12 protein-coding genes are annotated in these 18562 nt (G+C 46.3%); 9 read left to right on the top strand and 3 right to left on the bottom strand.

Annotation, left to right across the window (positions count from 1 at the left end; translation table 11 throughout):
• Positions 1–49: 49 nt before the first annotated feature.
• The 7 genes from ACJMM9_RS11065 (at position 50) to ACJMM9_RS11035 (ending at position 7844) form a co-directional block, all read left to right on the top strand.
• Positions 50–1828, top strand: a complete 1779-nt coding sequence (locus ACJMM9_RS11065) for a TolC family protein (RefSeq protein ID WP_405326797.1) — start codon at positions 50–52, stop codon at positions 1826–1828.
• A complete protein-coding gene (locus ACJMM9_RS11060; protein WP_405326794.1) occupies positions 1828–2826 on the top strand; it encodes an HlyD family secretion protein in 999 nt (332 codons plus the stop codon). The genes ACJMM9_RS11065 and ACJMM9_RS11060 overlap by 1 nt, the downstream gene beginning before the upstream one ends.
• 86 nt (positions 2827–2912) lie before the next feature.
• On the top strand, positions 2913–4061 hold the full coding sequence (locus ACJMM9_RS11055; RefSeq protein WP_405326791.1) for an ABC transporter permease: 1149 nt from the start codon (positions 2913–2915) through the stop codon (positions 4059–4061).
• On the top strand, positions 4058–5239 hold the full coding sequence (locus ACJMM9_RS11050) for an ABC transporter permease (protein ID WP_405326789.1): 1182 nt from the start codon (positions 4058–4060) through the stop codon (positions 5237–5239). Before ACJMM9_RS11055 ends, ACJMM9_RS11050 begins: the two co-directional genes overlap by 4 nt.
• Before the next feature lie 155 nt (positions 5240–5394).
• A complete protein-coding gene (locus ACJMM9_RS11045; RefSeq protein ID WP_405326786.1) occupies positions 5395–6111 on the top strand; it encodes a zinc metallopeptidase in 717 nt (238 codons plus the stop codon).
• 154 nt (positions 6112–6265) lie between these two features.
• Positions 6266–7114 carry a TIGR02172 family protein gene (locus ACJMM9_RS11040; protein WP_405326783.1) on the top strand — a complete coding sequence of 283 codons (849 nt, stop codon included), beginning with the start codon at positions 6266–6268 and terminating at the stop codon, positions 7112–7114.
• Between the two features lie 97 nt (positions 7115–7211).
• Positions 7212–7844 (top strand): GNAT family N-acetyltransferase, encoded by a 633-nt coding sequence (locus ACJMM9_RS11035; protein ID WP_405326780.1) that lies wholly within the window; start codon positions 7212–7214, stop codon positions 7842–7844.
• A gap of 12 nt (positions 7845–7856) precedes the next feature.
• On the opposite strand, the gene ACJMM9_RS11030 is transcribed toward ACJMM9_RS11035, so the two are convergent.
• The gene (locus tag ACJMM9_RS11030) at positions 7857–10010 is read right to left on the bottom strand and encodes a segregation/condensation protein A (RefSeq protein ID WP_405326777.1); all 2154 of its coding nucleotides are present in this window, start codon (positions 10008–10010) and stop codon (positions 7857–7859) included.
• 248 nt (positions 10011–10258) lie between these two features.
• On the opposite strand from ACJMM9_RS11030, the gene ACJMM9_RS11025 reads away from it, so the two are divergent.
• On the top strand, positions 10259–15106 hold the full coding sequence (locus ACJMM9_RS11025; protein ID WP_405326774.1) for a RecQ family ATP-dependent DNA helicase: 4848 nt from the start codon (positions 10259–10261) through the stop codon (positions 15104–15106).
• Here the strand turns inward: ACJMM9_RS11025 and ACJMM9_RS11020 are convergent, their stop codons facing one another.
• Entirely contained in the window at positions 15107–15487 is a 381-nt protein-coding gene (locus ACJMM9_RS11020; protein WP_405326771.1) for a hypothetical protein, read from the bottom strand.
• 289 nt (positions 15488–15776) lie between these two features.
• Positions 15777–17606 (bottom strand): glutamine--fructose-6-phosphate transaminase (isomerizing), encoded by a 1830-nt coding sequence (gene glmS, locus ACJMM9_RS11015; RefSeq protein ID WP_405326768.1) that lies wholly within the window; start codon positions 17604–17606, stop codon positions 15777–15779.
• Between the two features lie 129 nt (positions 17607–17735).
• Between glmS and ACJMM9_RS11010 the strand changes: the two genes are divergently transcribed.
• Positions 17736–18548 (top strand): FKBP-type peptidyl-prolyl cis-trans isomerase, encoded by an 813-nt coding sequence (locus ACJMM9_RS11010; RefSeq protein ID WP_088640361.1) that lies wholly within the window; start codon positions 17736–17738, stop codon positions 18546–18548.
• Positions 18549–18562 lie beyond the last annotated feature (14 nt).

Here is an 18562-nt window from a genome sequence, read left to right as displayed (position 1 = left end):
CGTTTTGGAATTGCTGCTGTTGACGTCTTTTTGTATTATTATTGTAGTTATGAAACGGTACTTTGCTTTTATTCTCAGTGGTTGCGTGGCTGCTAATGCGACAGCACTTTCTTTGCAGGATGCGCTGGACATGGCCATGGCTAATAATTCAAAAATTAAGGCAGAAAAGGCTAAAGTGGATATTGCTGAAAGTGGCAAGGACGAAGCTTTTGCCCGTTTCCTTCCAACGGTGAGTCTGTCTGCAGGCATCACTAAAATCGATGATCCCATCAATATCGATCTTGGGCGCATCCAGCAGCCTCTAACTGATATTGCGGGGGCCGCTGCCTACTCGAAGGCTTATCTGGCAACGTACAACGGCGCCTATGCCAAAGCCTACCAGGAAGCCTTGGCTCAGGCTAAGAGCGCGGGCCTGGATGACAAAACCGCAAAAGCCGCTGTGGATGCCAAGGCCGCTGAAATTTGGAAAGGCGTTGTCAACAGCAAGGACGCTAATGATGCTGCCGTGCAGATGGCGGAGAGCAAGGGGAAGGAATCTTCGGATAAAATCAAGAACTCCGATTTCAACATGAAAGTGCAGGACGACTGGTTCTTTAACGCCCGTCTCACTGTTGTGTGGCCTATCTTTACCGGCCTCAAGATTTATTCTGCCTACGATGCCGCCAAGGAAAATGTGAACGCACGCAAGGCCGAATTCGAAATGGCGCAGAATACGGTCCTCATGGATGTCGCGACCAAGTACTTTACGCTCCGCCTGTGCGAAGAGCTTGTTGTGATGCGCGAAACGACCAAGAGAGACCTTGCGGAACATCTCGAACGCTCCAAGAAACTTGAAGAAGGTGGCCAGATCAGCAAGACTGAGCGCCTCCGCGCCGAAGTGGCCCTTGCCGAAGCCGAGAACGCTTATGAAGATGCTCTCCGTGACCAGTCCTTGGCCCGTATGGCTCTTGCAAGCCTCCTGCATACGGATACAAGCCTCACGGCGACGACTCCGGTCGAAGCGCCTGAAGGGGTTCGACCGATGGAAGAATTCAAGCAGCTCGCTATAGAACATCATCCGGGACTCCGTCAATTGCGCATCGAGCGCAAACGCAACCAGAATGCCATTAGCGCTGCCCGTGCCGACTATTTCCCGACGATTGCATTGTTTGGCTACAAGGAACTTTATACTAAGGATTTGACGCTTCTCGAACCGGAATGGGCGGTTGGCGCCAAGTTGCAGTGGGATATTTTCAAGGGTGGCGATACCCGTGCAAAGGTAAGCTCTGCAAAGGCCATGGACCGTTCCTTGGGCAGCCTCGAAGAAGAGACCATTGACAACTTGAAGCTCCTTGTTGAAAAGCGCTGGCGCGAACTGGAACACGCAAAGGGAAGGCTTTCGAGCCTTGTCAAAACGCGTGAGCTTGCAGTTGAAGCTTTGCGTAGCCAGAACAAGGCGTACGAAGCAGGTCTTGCGACTGGTCTAGAAGTGGTGGATGCTGAACTCGCACTTTCCCGCTTGCAGGTTGCTGACATCAAGGCCCATTACGATGCCGTTATTGCTTGGCTTGGACTCCTTGAAGCCGCCGGCGAAGTTTCCTCCGCAGGGAATGTCCTTGTGTCCAAGCAGCTTGTTGTTGAAAAACCTGTCGCTACTTCGACAAGCTCAGCAACCGAGTCCGCAGAATCCAGTGAAACGCCTGATGCAACTCGTCATCCTGAGCAGAGCGATATACGAGACTTGGGGCTTCAGCCCCTTAGTGGAGTTAGGTTCGAAGGAGCAGGATCCAGTCAAGTCTCGACCGGAACTCAACCGGCTGAACAGAATTTAGAAACGGAGAATAAATAATGAACGCATTAAAGATGATTGGAAAAGTTGTTGTAGTACTTGCCTTGATAGTGCTTGTCATTATGGGCATCTCCCAGCTTCAACAGTTTGCAACGCAACCGCGAGAACAGTTCTTGCAAGGCCAGATGGAAGCAAGGCGTGTTCTTGTGGCCGGAAAGGTGCCTGGGCGTATTGAACGCTTGTATGTGCACGAAGGCGATGTTGTCTACAAGGACTCCTTGATTGCTGTAATCAGCAGTCCTGAAATTGAAGCCAAGAAAATACAGGCTCGCGGTGCTCTTGGGGCTGCAAAGGCCCAGGCAAGCAAAGCCCGTAATGGTGCACGTAGTGAAGATATTGCTGCGCTTAAGGCTATGGCCGATCGCGCGCAGGAAGCTGCAACGCTTGCCAAGAACACCTACAACCGTGTGCAGAAGCTTTACAACGAAGGCGTACTTCCGCTCCAAAAACGCGATGAAGCAGAAACGCAGATGAAGGCTTCCCAGTCCGCAGCTGATGCTGCTCGCGCTCAGTACAACCAAGCCGTTGCTGGTGCCCGCAGCGAAGACAAGGCTGCTGCAAACGCTCTCGTGATGCAGGCCAAGGGTGCCAACGCCGAAGTCGATGCCTACCTTGAAGAAACCAAGATCCGTACGCCGATCACGGGTGAAGTTTCTCTCAAGCTTGCCGAAGAAGGTGAAGTCGTTGGCTCTGGCATGCCGATCATCGCTGTGACGGACTTGAGCGATTCCTGGGCTGTGTTCCACCTTCGTGAAGATTATCTCAAGAATGTCTACAAAGGTAAAAAGTTCAAACTTCATATCCCGGCACTTGACAGGGATGCTGAAATGACCGTAAGCTACATTGCTTCTGTTGGCGACTATGCGACATGGCGTAGCTCTAAGGAAAGCTCTGGCTTCGATCTTAAGACGTTCGAAGTGCGTATGCGCCCGGTAGAAAAAGTTCCTAATCTCCGTCCGGGCATGAGCGTTCTGTTCCCTGTCGAAGCGTTCAAGTAATACTCGGATAGAGGTTTGTTGTCGTGCTGAAAGGTCTTTTAAGGACAATCGGGAAAGTTTACTTTGGCCACAAAATTGTTTTGTGGATGATTCTTACTGTGCTCCCCGTAGGCGTCTCCGTTTTTATGCTGGAGATGTTCTCGTCCGAAATTGTACAGCATGTACCGATAGGTGTGCTAAAGCAAGATAAAAGCTTACTTGCGGATCGTCTTGAAAGGGCGCTTGAAGCTAGCCCTGTACTTGACATAAAAATGAATTGCCATGACATGAATGAGTGCGAACATGCTGTCATACGTGGCGATTTGCAGACTTTTATCATAATCCCGACCGAACTTGAACGCCGTGCTTTGCGCCTTGAAGCTCCTGTAATTCCGGTTTATTCTAGTGGCCAGAATTACCTTACGAACATGTTTGCTACAAAGGAAATTCGAGCGGTCATTACGGATGTAGGCGCAAAACTTTATACAGCATCTTTTGAAGATCCGATTAAGACCGAAATCCATTCAGTAGGAAACATCGAAGGCAATTACCAGGGATTCTTGGCCCTTGGGCTTGTTTCTGCAATGTTTCACCTGGCCGCGATGCTTGTGGCCGTTTATGTGGGGTCGTTCCCGCTTCGCGATCGCCGCGTAAGAGAGCTTTACCACAGTGCGGAAGAATCCTGGGTGACTCTGGGTACGGCCCTGTTTATTCCGATGATTGTAATACTTTGGCTTGAATACATGGGCTGTTATGCTTATACGCATCGTATGCTTATGCCGATGGGCTTTAATGAATTTGTGCTGGTTTCTGTTGCCCAGCTTTTGATGGTGGTTTGCTGTGTCGGTGCCGGTATGACTTTTGTGGGTGTGACAGGCGTGATGCGTATTGCAACGGGTGTTTCCGGCGTGATCGGTGGCCCTGCCTTTGCTTTTGCCGGCCAGACGTTCCCCGTGATGGCGATGCCGTTTGCTGTGCGTTGCTTTGCGTTTGTGCTCCCGCTGACGCATGTGCTTCGTGTGCAGTCCATGATGCTTCTTGGGGATGTCGGTATGGCTGAGTCCTGGGAAGTAATTAAGCTTATGGGAGGGATGGCGATATTTTGGGCGCTTCTTGGATGCTTCACGATTTCATATCGCTGGAAATATCGACTGGAACATGCTTCTATGTTGCCCGTGATTGTTGAAGAAACTCCCATTGACGTTGAACGTGCTTTACAGGAAGCTCGTAAGCAGTATCAGGAGGCGAAAAAATGATTAGTCGTCTTTTGAAAGTGACATTGACTGAATGGAAGCTGTTTGTAACGGATCCGGCTGCGGTGCTGTTGCTTGTTGTTGCGGGAATCCTTTATGCTTTCTACTATCCGACCGCGTATGTGAACCAGACTGTTTCCCGTGTGCCTGTTGCCATTGTGGACTTGGATCATTCTGCAAAGTCCCGTGAACTTACAAGAATGGCCTCGGCAACGCAGCAGGTCGAAGTTAAGGCTGTCTATAATGACATTCTTGAAGCGGAAACAGCGATGGCTCGTGAAGATGTTTTCGGGTTTATGGTCATTCCCGAGAATATGGAAAAGGATTTGTTGAAAAAGAAGCCGACGACCATAAACATCTTTACGCATGGCGCCTATGTGATGTTGCATGGAACTATTGGAACGGCTTTTTCAACGTGCGCTTTGACGGTTGGTGCTGTAAGTAAGGTCAAGGCGATTGCGCTGAGCAAGCACGTGCCTTCGGCGAAAGCTATGGCCATGCGCGACCCAATTCCGATATCGGTCCAGACGTTGTTTAATAATACGGGTAGTTATTCTAATTACGTTGTTCCGAGCGTACTTGTGGTCATTTTGCAGCAGTCCCTGATTATAGGTATTTGCATTATGGGTGGTGCCCGTGGGCATCGCAGATTCCGCAAGAACAACCGTTACTCGGCTGTAGAAAATGAGAGCATGCCTTATCGCTACTTAGGGCGTTCTCTTGCGTATTTCTTGCATTATTGCTGCTTCATTTTGTTCTACCATTGCTTTATTTACAATCTTTTTGATTTCCCGCGTCGTGGAGAACTTTTGCCGATGACTGTATTTGCAGTCGTATTCCTTGCGTCGGTTATCAACTTTGGCATGTGCCTCTCGCAGGTCTTTTTGCATCGTGAATCAAGTATGCAGTTGTTTCTCAATCTTTCGATTCCGATTCTTTTCCTTGCGAACTTCAGCTGGCCAAGTTATTTGATGCCTGGCTGGATGGTGTGGCTTTCGTATGTCCTCCCGAGTACGTTTGCTGTGCCGGCGTGGCTTTCGATTGAACAGATGGGTGGCGACATTTACGATGTAGCGCCAAAGTTATACTTGCTTGCTCTTCAGGCTGTTATTTACCTAGTGCTTGGAATGATTCTCACGCATTTCCGTGACCGGACTCATTTTAAGACGGGTGATATGTAAAAATCGGCGATAACAAGCATGAAAAGAGTGACGAAGTCACAGACGCTTTCGTCATTCTTTTTGTAAATTGGATAATGAAAAATACCGCATGTCGTCATCCTGACCCTGTAAGGGGAAGGATCCAGTGACATTGCTGATAACAAGGAACAAAAACTATGATGTTCGATCCTTTATACATGATGATTCTCGTGGTGACGCTCGTGCTTTCGGGCGCCGTTTCCCTGTTGGTCAAGACGCGCTTTGCCGCTGGCCAAAAAGTCACTATTTCTAGCGGCCTCACCGGTGCCGATGTTGCCAAGGCGATCCTTATGGAAGCTGGCATTACCGACGTGAAAATCCTCAAGCACCAGGGCTTCCTTTCGGACCACTACAATCCGCTGAACAAGACTCTCAACTTGTCGCCCGAAGTCTATTCCGGCCGCAATGCAAGTGCCGCAGGCGTTGCCGCTCACGAAGTCGGTCACGCCATCCAGCATGCCGAAGGCTATTTCCCGCTGTGGTTGCGTTCTGCTATTGTGCCTGCCGCAAACATTGGTTCCAATCTTGGACCGTGGCTTGTGATTATCGGCATTATGCTGATGGGCATGGGTAAGGCGCTTGGACACTCTCTCGCGGTTGTCGGCGTAGTGCTCTTTGCGCTTGCGACGCTCTTTACGCTCGTGACCGTGCCTGTAGAATTTGACGCTTCTGCACGTGCCAAGAAGGCGCTTGCCCGCATGGAAGTCGTAGCCCAAGGTCGCGAATACAATACCGTCTCGGGTGTGCTTTTTGCCGCAGGCCTCACATATGTCGCCGCTGCAATTTCTTCTATCTTGCAGTTGCTTTATTGGGCGTACCGCGCGGGGCTTCTCGGCGGCCGCAACGACGATTAACGATAGATTAGTCATCCTGGCTTGTCATCCCGGACTCTGTTCCGGGACGGGGTCGGTTGTTTAAACCTCGCTTCGGCGGGGCTTTTTTGTTCTTTTTTGCCGAAAAAGTGATATCTTTACAAGTAGAGGACTTTTTTCTGGGGAGCAAAAAAGTATGACTGAAGAAGTTGAAAAAATCAATTTGGATGATTATGTCGCGACGGGGGAGGGGGCAACAGCAATTTCGTACACGCACAAGACTCGCGATACGATTGCGAAACTTTACCATCCCGGATTCGAAGCGGACCGTGCTAAAGCGGATTTCTTGACGTCATGTACTGTTTTTGAATTGGGTATTCCGACCCCAAAGCCAATCCGCTTGGTGACGGATGGTGAACGTTTTGGTGCTGAATATGAGCTTATCAGGAATAAACGCTCGTTTTCGAGAATCATTTCGCAGGAACCAGAGCGGCTTCAAGAACTTTCCGTGACGTTTGCTGAAATGGCTAAGAAGTTGCATTCGACGAAAGCGGATACGACGAAGCTTGTGTCTGCGAAGGAAAAATTCCGTCGTTTTTATCTTGAAAAAAACTTGGTTCCTGATTTTTACAGACAAAAGGTTTTAGAGTTTATCGAAAAAGTACCTGATACGCCAAATTGCGTTCATGGAGACTTGCAGATCAGCAATGTCATTACCGATGGAAAACGTACGCTTTGGATTGATATGGGCGATTTCTGCTATGGTGAACCAGGCTGGGATTTGGGAATGCTATGGAGCATGACGAATAAAATGGATGAGCAAAAGGCGGATCTTGTTTTTCATATGAAGCAAGAGGAGCTTAAGGCTCATTGGAATATTTTCTTCCCTGCTTATTTGGGAACGACTGATCCGCAGAAAATAGCTGAAGCCACGAAACGGATTTTGCCGTTCGCCGCCGTCAAGATTCCCTATATGTATGACATTGCAAAACATTTCCGGTTGCCGGATGAAGCTTTTCCGTATCTGGCTAAATTGTTTGGATAAAGTTTTCTCAATATTTTTTTTTGCACATAATTTGTTTTAAACCTCACTGCTTGAGCAATTGTTTCTATTTTATATATAAATAGAACGGAGTTGAGTAATGGGAATCGAACTTGGTGTGCTGAAACGTGAAGAACTAAAAGAGGCTGTGGAACTTTCTTTTAGGGCCTATGAATATTATGAGTACTTTTTAAGTTTTTTCCCAGATTTGGAAATGCGGCGCAAGGTGATTTGTTCTGTTTTGTACGGAACGTGGCCTTTGATTTTACAAAAGTCTCATTTTTTGTGTGCCAAGATTGACGGAAAAGTTGAGGGCTTGGCAGTGCTTGAAGATCCGTGTTACAGGAGACCTTCGGATATTCAGTTCCTGCTTCATGGCTGGTGGAAAGTCTTTTTTGATGCAGGTATAAAGCGTGTGAAAGCCTGGATTGATATGGATGAATCTGCCGGGAAACCTTGTCACGATTATCAGCACAGTGGCGAAAATATTTGGTATTGTAGTTCGCTGACGGTGGACCCGCCATTTCAGGGCAAGGGCGTTGGTACACATCTTGTTGCCTTTATGGAAGAATACATTCGTGAACACGGAGGTAAGCAGCTGACGTTGTTCACAAATTCAGAGAAAAATCTTTCATTTTACAAGAATCGCGGATTTGATGTTTTTGATGAATGCGACATCGCCATCCGTGACGGGCTGAATATGAGAAGCTGGAGCGTGAAGAAAACGCTTTAGCCCGTCGAAAAATTAATCTTTACCGGCTCCGTAGACTACGGGGCCTTCATCGTCGTCATCGTCGCCGTGTTCGGCGAGATATGCCTGGTATTCTTCGTCCGTCATTCCGCCTTCTTCATCTTCGGGCATGAAGGACTTGCGCTCGGACTTTTTCGCAGGCTTGTTTTCTGTTTGCTTTTCCAGATTCGCCGGAGCTGCCGCGGGCTTAGATTCTTCCTTGCGGCTAGCGCGGGCGCTGCGGTTCAAGTAGGCGATGTATTCCTCGTCTGTCATTTCGTTGCCGAAACTGTAAGAGGAATACTTGTCTTCTTCGGGTTCGTCTTTTTGAACTGCCGCCGGCGTGGGTTTGTCCCAAGTGCTCTTGCTGGACTTGTATGAATCGTAAGAACCAGTGCTGCGAGATTCTGCGGAATCGTAAGATGCTTTTGTAGATTGCGCGGTGCTTGACTGTGCCGGTGTTGTTGTGGACTGCGTATCGCTAAACTGCGCGAAACTAGACTGCGCGTTACTAGACTGCGCGTTACTAGACTGCGCGTTCCTAGACTGCGCGGAACTTGCGTTGTTGTAGAATGCCTGAGCCTTCTGCATGAAAGCGGCAAACTCTTCGTCGCTCATCTGCTGAACAGACTGTTCGTTCAGTTCCTGGATGTCGTTGATTGAACTGTCGTCCTTGATGTTTGCGCTGCCGGAACCGCCGGAAATTGTATTGCTTGAAATGCTTGCGCTATTGGATTTGTCTGCGACTTCTTCGGGTTCTTCTACAGGCTCAAATGTGTGGGCGCGTTCTTCAGAATCGTCATCGTCGCCAGCGCTGAATTCAGGAATCGAACTCTTGCTAAGCACTGGGGCTTCGTCTACGAAGCTTGACGATTCGAACGTCGGAATGTCTGCACCGTCTTGAGCCGGTGTCGAGAAGCTTTCGCTGGTGGATGTTCCTGCACTTTCCAGAGTCGTAGACTGTGCGGAATCTTGTTCAAGTGTATTTTCTTCAGTCGTAGACTGCGCGGAATCTTGACCTGGTGCGGATTCGGCGTTCTCTGGAACTGTGGATTGCGCGGGAACTTGATTCGTAGACTGCGCGGAATCTTGTGCCGCCGTTTGTGCGTCTCCAACGGGTGCGCTTGCAGCCTGCTGTGCGCCTTCGGCCGCATCCGCTTCCGCAATCATGTCGGCAAACGGATTGTCCTGCACTTCGGAAATATCTTCGCGACCTTCCAACATCGCGTTGAGGTCTTCGTCCGTAACGTTCCTGCCGCGTTCCGTCCAAAGTACGGCTTCGCGCATCGTAGCGGCAAGGTCGCCCACGCTCTTTTCCTTGGAACGCGCAATCGCCTGGCTGCGGATCGTTTCCACAAGCCCTGCCTTGACTTCGGGATCCTTGCTGAAGAACACGGTCTCGTGCGCCATTTCGTCGGCGTACTCGGGGTTGTTCTTCTTGCGGTAAATCCAAATCGGTCCGAAAAGTTCACTCTGACGGAAAACGATATCGTCCGTCTTGATCATTTCGAGCATAGCCATGAACGTCACCGCCGCGACAATCGGGTGCGAATCGTTGTCGAGCAAGTCTTCAAAAAGCGCGCGTCCATGCACGTTCAAGAAGTTGTTGATCGCCTGCTGACGGTCCTGAATGGTCACGTAGTCCAATTCAATATGGTGGATCGTCTCGGAAATCTTTGTCTTTAAGCTCTTTTGGTAAGCGCGGAAAAGCTGCCAGATGTTCGCGTCTGCGAGCGTGTCGTCGTCGCTCTGCGTCTTTTCAAGGCGCCCACGGGAATACGTTCCGAAGTTCTTCGCTTCCATTTCCTGGAGTCCGCTTGCGACCTGCTTGAAACGCTGGTATTCCAACATTTCCTTCATGAGCTTTTCGCGGTCTTCGTTGTATTCCTCTTCCATCTCCGGATCGCGTTCTTCGGCCGGGAGCAGCTCCTGCACCTTGAGCGCCATCAAGCGGCTTGCCATAAACAAGAAGTCGCCCGCCTTGGAAAGGTCTGTTTCGGAATACTCGTTCACCCACTTGAGAAAGTCGTCTGCGATTTCTGCAATGGGAATCTGGTCCAGCGTCATTTCCTTTTTCTGAACGAGATAGACGAGCAAATCCATCGGCCCGTTAAACGAACCGATTTTCACCTCGTAGTCATCTTGCTCAAGAACTTCGGAATCAACCATTGTGGTATAATATAGAAATTAGAGGAGGGGGATTAAGCGAAATGCCTCCAGCCATTGTGGAAATTAGCAGAAAGTTCACCAAAATGTTCATCAAAAAGTATGGATATCGCAATTTTCGATTTCCATTTTTAATTCGTTTCTACCCCGTAAACCGTTGAAAAAAAAAGATTAATAGTTGCTTTGTCGAAAAATATGTTGTAGAAGGTGAATAGATAACATAATAATTATATATTTGGACAAAATCCATTATGGGTATTGTTTTTATAGACATAGAAGTTTCTACATCAAGCAACAAGATTTTGGATCTTGGTGCTGTTAATGACAATGGTGCAGAAATACATACTCCTAGTCAAGGAGATTTCTTTAACTTTGTAAAAGACGCCGAGTTCATTGGTGGACACAATATCATAAATCACGACTTAAAATATCTTTCACATTTAGAGTTAGATAAAAAGAAGGCGATAGACACTCTTTTCCTGTCGCCCTTGATGTTTCCCAAGAGACCGAGCCACAAGCTTCTGAAAGATGATAAAATCCTTAGTGATGTGTTGAACAATCCACTGCTTGACGCACAAAAGTCCAAAAGTCTTTTTTATGATGAGGTCAACGCTTTCAAAGAGTTAGATGAAGATTTAAAAGAAATTTATTTGCATCTTTTAAAAGAAACCGTTGAATTTAAGGGCTTCTTTGATTTTTTAGGATATTCTATCTCGACAAAGAAGTTCCTTGGTGTTTTTCAGATTGGCTCTGAAAATAGGAATACAGCAAAGCTTATCAAGAAACGATTTGAAGGTTTAATTTGCGAAAATGCTGACATTGATAAGTTTGTCTCCGATTATCCCATAGAACTTGCTTACGCTTTGGCAGTAATCAATTTAAAGGATAAACGCTCTATAACACCGGCGTGGGTTCTGAAAAATTATCCCAATGTTGAAAACATCCTTTTCTTGTTGCGCAATAATCCTTGTCACAAGCCTTGTGCCTATTGCGAAAGTAAACTTGATGTTCGCAAAAAACTCAAGGAAATTTTCAACTATGATAATTTCAGAACATACGATGGTGAACCGTTACAAGAACAGGCGGCTGCAGCTGCGGTAAACAACGATTCTTTGCTAGCGATCTTTCCGACGGGCGGGGGCAAGTCAATCACATTCCAATTACCTGCATTGATGGCTGGTGAAAATTACAAGGGGTTGACTGTAGTCATTTCTCCATTGCAGTCCCTAATGAAAGATCAGGTGGACAACCTGAGTGACAAAGGTATTGTGGATGCTGTCACTATAAATGGTTTGCTAGATCCGATTGAACGCGCGGAATCTATTAAGCGTGTAGAATCGGGTCTGGCATCACTCTTGTACATTTCGCCAGAATCTCTACGCTCCAAAACCATCGAAAAACTATTGCTTTCAAGGCAAATTGCCCGTTTTGTAATCGATGAAGCTCACTGTTTCTCTAGTTGGGGACATGATTTCCGTGTAGATTACCTTTATATCGGTGATTTCATCAAAAATATTCAAGAGAAAAAAAACGGTTCAAATAAAATCCCGGTTTCTTGCTTTACTGCGACGGCAAAGCAGAAAGTCGTTCAGGACATCTGTGACTACTTTAAGCGAAAATTAAATCTTAATCTCAAAATTTTTGCAACTACAGCGACTCGTGCCAATTTGACATATCATGTCATTTATCAAGAAGATGATGACCAAAAATATAAAACATTAAGGTCTTTGATAGAAGAAAAGAATTGTCCCACAATCGTTTATGTTTCTAGGACAAAGACTACCGCGGTACTTGCTGAAAAACTAAATCAGGATGGATTTGTTGCGCGTACATTCAATGGCAAGATGGACAGTCGCGAAAAGGTGGAAAATCAAGAAGCGTTTATTCATGGAGACATTCAAATCATTGTTGCCACATCCGCCTTTGGTATGGGGGTAGACAAGTCCGATGTCCAGCTAGTTGTTCATTATGAAATTTCTGATTCGCTAGAGAATTATGTTCAGGAGGCAGGTCGCGCAGGTCGAAATCAAAAACTAGAAGCCGACTGCTATGTCCTTTTCAACGAAAAAGATTTGGATAAGCATTTTCTACTATTGAACCAGACTAAGCTCAGCTTAAGTGAAATTCAGCAAGTTTGGAAGGCTATCAAGAGTCTCACCAAGAATCGGACAATACTAAAGCGTTCTCCGTTGGAAATTGCTAGGGAAGCGGGCTTTGATGACCCCAATGGGGATGTAGAAACACGCGTAAAAACAGCAATTCTAGCTCTAGAAGAAGCTGGTTATATCGAGCGAAAGCAAAATTGCCCTCGAGTATTCGCGACTGGCATTATGGTCCAGAATATGGATGAGGCACGAAAAAAAATTGAAGCGTCTACACTTTTTGACGATTCGCGAAAAGAAACCGCTTGTAGAATCATGAGTCTCTTGATTTCTGAAAGGAGTGTTTCAAATGCGAATAGCGATGAGGCGGAATCTAGAATAGATTACATTGCTGATATTTTAGGCTTGGAATGTAGCGCAGTCCAAGAATCCGTGCAGATGCTGCGTGCAGAAAACATCCTTGCTGATACAAAAGATTTGACCGCTTACATCAAGAAATCTGAAAGCGAGAACAAGTCCAAGGCTGTCATCAATCGCTTTAATAAAATGGAAGAACTTCTTCTTTCAAAATTGGCGACTGGGAAAACGATTTTCAATCTGAAAGAGTTGAATGAAGAAGCCATGGAACAGGGGATAAAGAAATCTAGTGTAAAGGATTTCAAAACAATATTGTTCTTCTGGATGATCAATAATTTTATCGAAAAGAATTATTGTTCCGATGTCTGTACAAAAATTGAATTGAAAGTTTCTCTAGATTCCCTAAAAGAAGACTTCAAGCATAGGGCTCAGCTGTCGCAATTTGTAATAGATTATCTGTATCAGGCGAATTTGGATGCGAAGGTGAATAATCGCGAAGAAGCTTTGATTCAGTTTTCCGAGAAAGAGTTGCTGACAGCCTATGAAAGGCAGATTTCGCTCTTTGATAAGGATCCTATATCTTACAAGGACTTGGAAAAGACTTTGCTTTATCTTTCCAAGACTAATTCTTTACAGTTGGAAGATGGATTCTTGGTCTTGTATAATGCTCTAGAAATTCATAGAATTGAAAAGAGCAATTTGATAAAATATAAGATTGATGATTATGAGAAATTGAATAATTTCTACAAGATGAAAATGCAACAAATCCACATTGTTGGTGAATACGCCAATATGATGGTTCGCGATAGCAAGCAGGCATTAACTTTTGTGAGTGACTACTTCTCATTGGAATATAAAATGTTCTTGAACAAGTATTTCAAGGGGAACAGACAAGATGAAATCAATCACAACATCACTCCGCAAAAATATCACGAAATTGTTGACGAACTTTCGCCCCGGCAAAGGGAAATTATAGAAGATAAGGACAGCCAGTACATAATGGTTGCCGCTGGGCCGGGTAGCGGAAAAACGCGAGTGCTGGTGCATAAACTTGCTTCGCTAATGTTGCTGGAAGATGTGAAACATGAACAACTGCTGATGTTGACTTTTTCGCGTAGTGCGGCAATTGATTTTAAGGAAAAATTGCGTAAGTTGATAGGACCTGCAGCTTCGTTCTTGACGGCGAAGACTTTCCATTCCTATGCCTTTGATTTGCTTGGAAAAATGGGTGATCTTAATGAGTCTGATTCCGTTATTGAAATGGCGGTACGGATGATTCGCGAAGGAGAAATAGAACATAGCAAGATAACGAAGAAAGTCCTTGTCATCGACGAAGCTCAAGATATGGACGAACACCAGTTCGCACTTGTTCAAACGCTTATAGAAGAAAATGACGATATGCGCGTAATAGCTGTCGGAGATGATGATCAGAACATTTTTGAAGGGATTCATAGGAAAAATGGCTCAGGTTCTGTGAATTTGAACAGATTTATGGAAATTTATAGAGCCAAGAAATATGAACTTGTTGAAAATTACCGCAGCATAAAATCAGTGGTGGATTTCAGCAATCGATTTGTACTAGACATTCCCAATCGCTTGAAAGAAAATCCTATCATTTCTGTAAAAGATGGCGTTGGAGCTGTAAGGATTAGAAGGTTTGCGTCTACGAGTCTAGAATATCCGATATTGAGCCATATAAAGAAATATCCTCCTACAGGGACTGTAGGTGTCTTGACCCAAACCAATGATGACGCGTTGAAGGTTATGGCACTTTTGAATCATGAAAAGATAAAGGCGAAGTTGATTCAGGATAGCGATGGTTTCGCCTTACATGAACTGATTGAGTTTAGAAGCTTCATGAAGTGGGTCCAAAAAGAAAACGAACCTATCATTAGCTTGAATGAATGGAATCGAGCTGTAGGAAAGTTGAAAGAGAAATATGGAAGAAGTTCCATACTCAACATATGCTTGCGGGCTCTTGATGTATATAAGAACCAGAATGAGCGCCTTTATCAAAATGATTTTAAACTGTTTCTGATGGAATCGAAAATTTCGGATTTTGAAAGAGGAGCGAAGAATGAAATTGTAGTATCAACGATTCACAAAGCCAAAGGTCGTGAATTTGACAGAGTTTATGTGATGGTGAAAGACCAACGGATAGATACGCCGGAAGGAAGACGTGTTTTATATGTAGCATTTACCCGGGCAAAGAATCAATTATATGTTTTCCATTGTTGCCCATTTCTGGAAAAGTATGCACTAGAAAAATTAATAGACAACACCAGATATCCAGAACCGGTTGAAATCATTTGCCAGTTCGGACATAAGGACTTGTGGCTTGATTATTTCTATGGCGAGGTTTCGGGGGAAGGTGTAGAATTGAAGAAAAGAGTCTTCTCGCTGTGTGCGGGAATGCCATTGCGGTTTAGGAATGGTTGCTTATATGATCAATCTTTGTCTAAAAATGCAATTGCAGTGTTATCAAAAGATGCGAAGGCAAAAATAAAGCATTTCGAAGAACTGGGTTATATTGTGAAAAATGCCAAGGTTCGTTATATTGTAGCTTGGAAAAATAAAGAACGCGAAAAAGAGTGTCCTATTGTTTTGCCTGAAATAGAATTGGAGCGGATCCATCAGTGATTACTCTGAAATAGGAATTAATAGTCGGCTTTCCTTATCTGTACCCCATTGAACTTGGTAGGTGTCACCGTCAAATTGATCTAGCAAAATAAAATTGTACATGTTTTGCGTTTGATATAATGCGTAACGTCCTATTATTTGCTTTTTCTTTAGAGTCTTTGCGATATTGCCTGAGTTAAGAGGTTCTTCAAAACGATAGTCTTTTCCTTTTATGGAATAATGGACTTGCCAAATTCTTCCTGTTTCTGTATCTAACTTTAAAAATGTCCACATGTTTTGGGTTGGGTATAGTTTGTATCGAGTATTAAAATCAGATTCTGAACAAGCGATTAAATTATAAAGGAAAAAGAATGCAAATGATAAAAAGAGAGTTCTTTTCATCTTGAAGTCCTTTGTTATTGAATAAGGATTGAGGCTTGAAATTTAGAATAATTGAATCTATTGGCTTGCGGACAATTTTTAATCTGCATTTAAATCAACTCTTCAAAAATCCCCTATCCTCCAAAAACCTCGCTATAATTCTCTAAATGTCCTCAAAAAAGTGAGATTTAGAGAATTATAAGCACTTTTTTGCGGTATAACTCTCTAAATGTGACAAAAGCCCCTCCCGTCAGGGAGGGGCTTGCGCTTTGGTAATTCTTAATTCCGAATTCCTAATTCCGAATTACCCTTATTCCACCGTCACGCTCTTGGCGAGGTTTCTCGGCTGGTCCACGTCGTTTCCGCGCAATACGGCGATGTGGTAGGCGAGCAACTGGAGTGGGATGCAGGTGAGAATTGGCATGAGCATCGGGCGGGTCTTCGGGACCGTGATGATGTGGTCTGCGATTTCGTCGAGCGGGTGGCAGTCTTCCGTCGTGACGGCGATGACCTTGCCGCCGCGGGCCTTGATTTCACGGATGTTGCTGATGATTTTGTCGAAGAGCGAATCCTTCGGGGCGATGACCACGACTGGCATGTTTTCGTCGATGAGGGCAATCGGGCCGTGCTTCATTTCTGCAGCGGGGTAGCCTTCAGCGTGAATGTAGCTGATTTCCTTGAGCTTCAAGGCGCCTTCCATGGCGACCGGGTAGCAGAAGTGGCGACCGAGATACAGGAAGTTGTTTGCCTTGCAGAGCGTCTTTGCGATTTCGGCGATGCTGTCGGAAAGCTTGAGCGTTTCCGTCACGAGGTCCGGGAGTTCCAAGAGGTCCTTCACGATGTCGGCGCCTGTTTCAAAGCTGAGTCTGCGCTGGCGACCGAGCAAGAGGGCAATCATGGCGAGCACGGTGACCTGGCTTGTGAATGCCTTGGTGCTAGCCACACCGATTTCCGGACCGGCGTGCAAGTAAACGCCACCATCGCTTGTACGTGCAATCGTCGAGCCGACGCCGTTACAGATGGCAAGTGCGGTTGCGCCTTTCTGCTGGGCTTCGCGCAGTGCTGCGAGCGTGTCGGCGGTTTCGCCGGACTGGCTGATGGCAATGACGAGTGTACCCGGCTTGATGATCGGGTTCCTGTAACGGAATTCCGAAGCGTATTCGACTTCGACCGGGACGCCGGCCAAGTCTTCGATCATGTATTCACCGACCATGCCTGCGTAGTAGCTTGTGCCGCAGGCGGTGATGATGATGCGGTTGATGTTTCGGAGTTCCTTGATGTTCGTGTCAAGGCCGGCGAGCTTTGCGTTACCTTCGGCGGTGAGCAAGCGGCCGCGCATGGTGTTGCGCAGCACTTCGGGCTGTTCGAAAATTTCCTTGAGCATGAAGTGCGGGAATCCGCCTTTGGCGACGGCGTCGGCGTCAAATTCCACGTCCTGGACTTCGCGCTGCACTTCGTGGCTGCTCATGTTCACGATGGAATATCCGTTGTCCTTAATTTGGACAACGTCGTTATCGTCAAGATAAACGACTTTTTGCGTGTGGTTGATGATGGCGGAAACGTCGCTTGCGAGGTAGAAGTCGCCTTCGTTGCCGATGCCGAGAATGAGCGGACTTCCACGGCGGGCTCCGATCAATACATTCGGTTCTTCGCTGCAAATGACTCCAAGCCCGAAGGTGCCTTCAATTTGCTTGAGCGTCTTGAGAACGGCGGACTTCAAATCGCCGTTATAATAGCGGGCGATAAGGTGTGCTACGACTTCGGTATCGGTCTCGGACTTGAATTCTATGCCTTCTGAGATGAGCTTTGCCTTGAGGCTTGCATAGTTCTCGATGATGCCGTTGTGAACAATTGAAATCTTTCCGTCATAACTTGTATGTGGATGGGCATTGGCTTCGGTCGGCGCACCATGCGTTGCCCAGCGGGTGTGGGCGATGCCTACGGAACCGTTAAGCGGTGTGCCTTTTAATTTGTCTTCTAAAGCTTTTATTTTACCTGAAGCACGAACAACTTTTATGGTGTCATGGTCTAAAACGGCTACACCCGAACTATCGTAACCGCGGTATTCCATTTTTTTCAGTCCTTCAACAAGGACTGGTATAGCTTCCCCCTTACCATTGTATCCGATTATTCCGCACATAATGATCCTGATATTTTAATTGTCAGCTGGAAATATACTAAAAGTAAAGGTAAAAAGAAAATTATTGTAAGCTTTATTTGGATTCTTTTACTATTTTAAGTAACGTCTATTTTTTCATAGAGGATAAAAATGAAGACTAAATTGATTGTTGCAGCTGGCGCTCTTGCCATGCTTATGACGGGTTGCGAACCTTGCAAATCCGCATCTACCGAAAAAACATCGCTTGTGACCGAAAAGGACAAGTACAGCTACGCTCTTGGTGCCCATTTTGGTAACCAGGCTCGTTTCCAGCTCGTTACTCGTGATTCCATTGATCTCGACTTGGATCTCTTTGTTCAGGCTTTCAAGGAACGCTACAATAGCGATTCTGCCAAGTTCTTGATGAACGATTCCGTCATCATGGAAACGCTCAACAAGCTTTCTCAGGACCGTCAGGCTGAAAAGATGAGAAAGGATAGCCTCGCTGCTGAAAAGAGCAAGGCCGAAGGTGAAGCATTCCTTGCCCAGAACAAGACTGCTGAAGGTGTCGTGACCACGCAGAGCGGTCTTCAGTACAAGGTCATTACCGAAGGTCAGGGCGCAACTCCGACGGATGACGACAAGGTGAAGGTGCACTACACGGGTACGCTTCTCGATGGCACTAAGTTCGATAGCTCTATCGATCGTGGTCAGCCGCTCGAATTCCCGGTTACAGCCGTTATCCCTGGTTGGACTGAAATGCTCAAGCTCATGAAGGTTGGCGGAAAGGTTATCGCATGGATCCCGAGCGATCTCGCTTACGGTCCGCGTGGCAACCGCGCTATCCCGGGTAACTCCGTTCTCAAGTTCGAAATGGAACTTCTCGACGTGATCGCTCCTGAAAAGCCGGTTGAAGAAGCTAAGCCTGCTGCAAAGCCGGCAAAGCCTGCCAAGGCTGCCAAGAAGGCTGCTGCTCAGCAGTAATCTTAAGCAATTCG

This window comes from Fibrobacter sp., assembly GCF_045112255.1.
Taxonomy (GTDB): Bacteria; Fibrobacterota; Fibrobacteria; order Fibrobacterales; family Fibrobacteraceae; genus Fibrobacter.
This window is presented reverse-complemented; position numbering and strand designations above follow the sequence as displayed.

Coding starts and splice junctions, on each gene's coding strand:
- ACJMM9_RS11030 (WP_405326777.1), bottom strand. CDS start 10,010: ATGGTTGATTCCGAAGTTCTTGAGCAAGATGACTACGAGGTGAAAATC.
- ACJMM9_RS11065 (WP_405326797.1), top strand. CDS start 50: ATGAAACGGTACTTTGCTTTTATTCTCAGTGGTTGCGTGGCTGCTAAT.
- ACJMM9_RS11050 (WP_405326789.1), top strand. CDS start 4,058: ATGATTAGTCGTCTTTTGAAAGTGACATTGACTGAATGGAAGCTGTTT.
- ACJMM9_RS11020 (WP_405326771.1), bottom strand. CDS start 15,487: ATGAAAAGAACTCTCTTTTTATCATTTGCATTCTTTTTCCTTTATAAT.
- ACJMM9_RS11045 (WP_405326786.1), top strand. CDS start 5,395: ATGATGTTCGATCCTTTATACATGATGATTCTCGTGGTGACGCTCGTG.
- glmS (WP_405326768.1), bottom strand. CDS start 17,606: ATGTGCGGAATAATCGGATACAATGGTAAGGGGGAAGCTATACCAGTC.
- ACJMM9_RS11035 (WP_405326780.1), top strand. CDS start 7,212: ATGGGAATCGAACTTGGTGTGCTGAAACGTGAAGAACTAAAAGAGGCT.
- ACJMM9_RS11010 (WP_088640361.1), top strand. CDS start 17,736: ATGAAGACTAAATTGATTGTTGCAGCTGGCGCTCTTGCCATGCTTATG.
- ACJMM9_RS11040 (WP_405326783.1), top strand. CDS start 6,266: ATGACTGAAGAAGTTGAAAAAATCAATTTGGATGATTATGTCGCGACG.
- ACJMM9_RS11055 (WP_405326791.1), top strand. CDS start 2,913: ATGATTCTTACTGTGCTCCCCGTAGGCGTCTCCGTTTTTATGCTGGAG.
- ACJMM9_RS11025 (WP_405326774.1), top strand. CDS start 10,259: ATGGGTATTGTTTTTATAGACATAGAAGTTTCTACATCAAGCAACAAG.
- ACJMM9_RS11060 (WP_405326794.1), top strand. CDS start 1,828: ATGAACGCATTAAAGATGATTGGAAAAGTTGTTGTAGTACTTGCCTTG.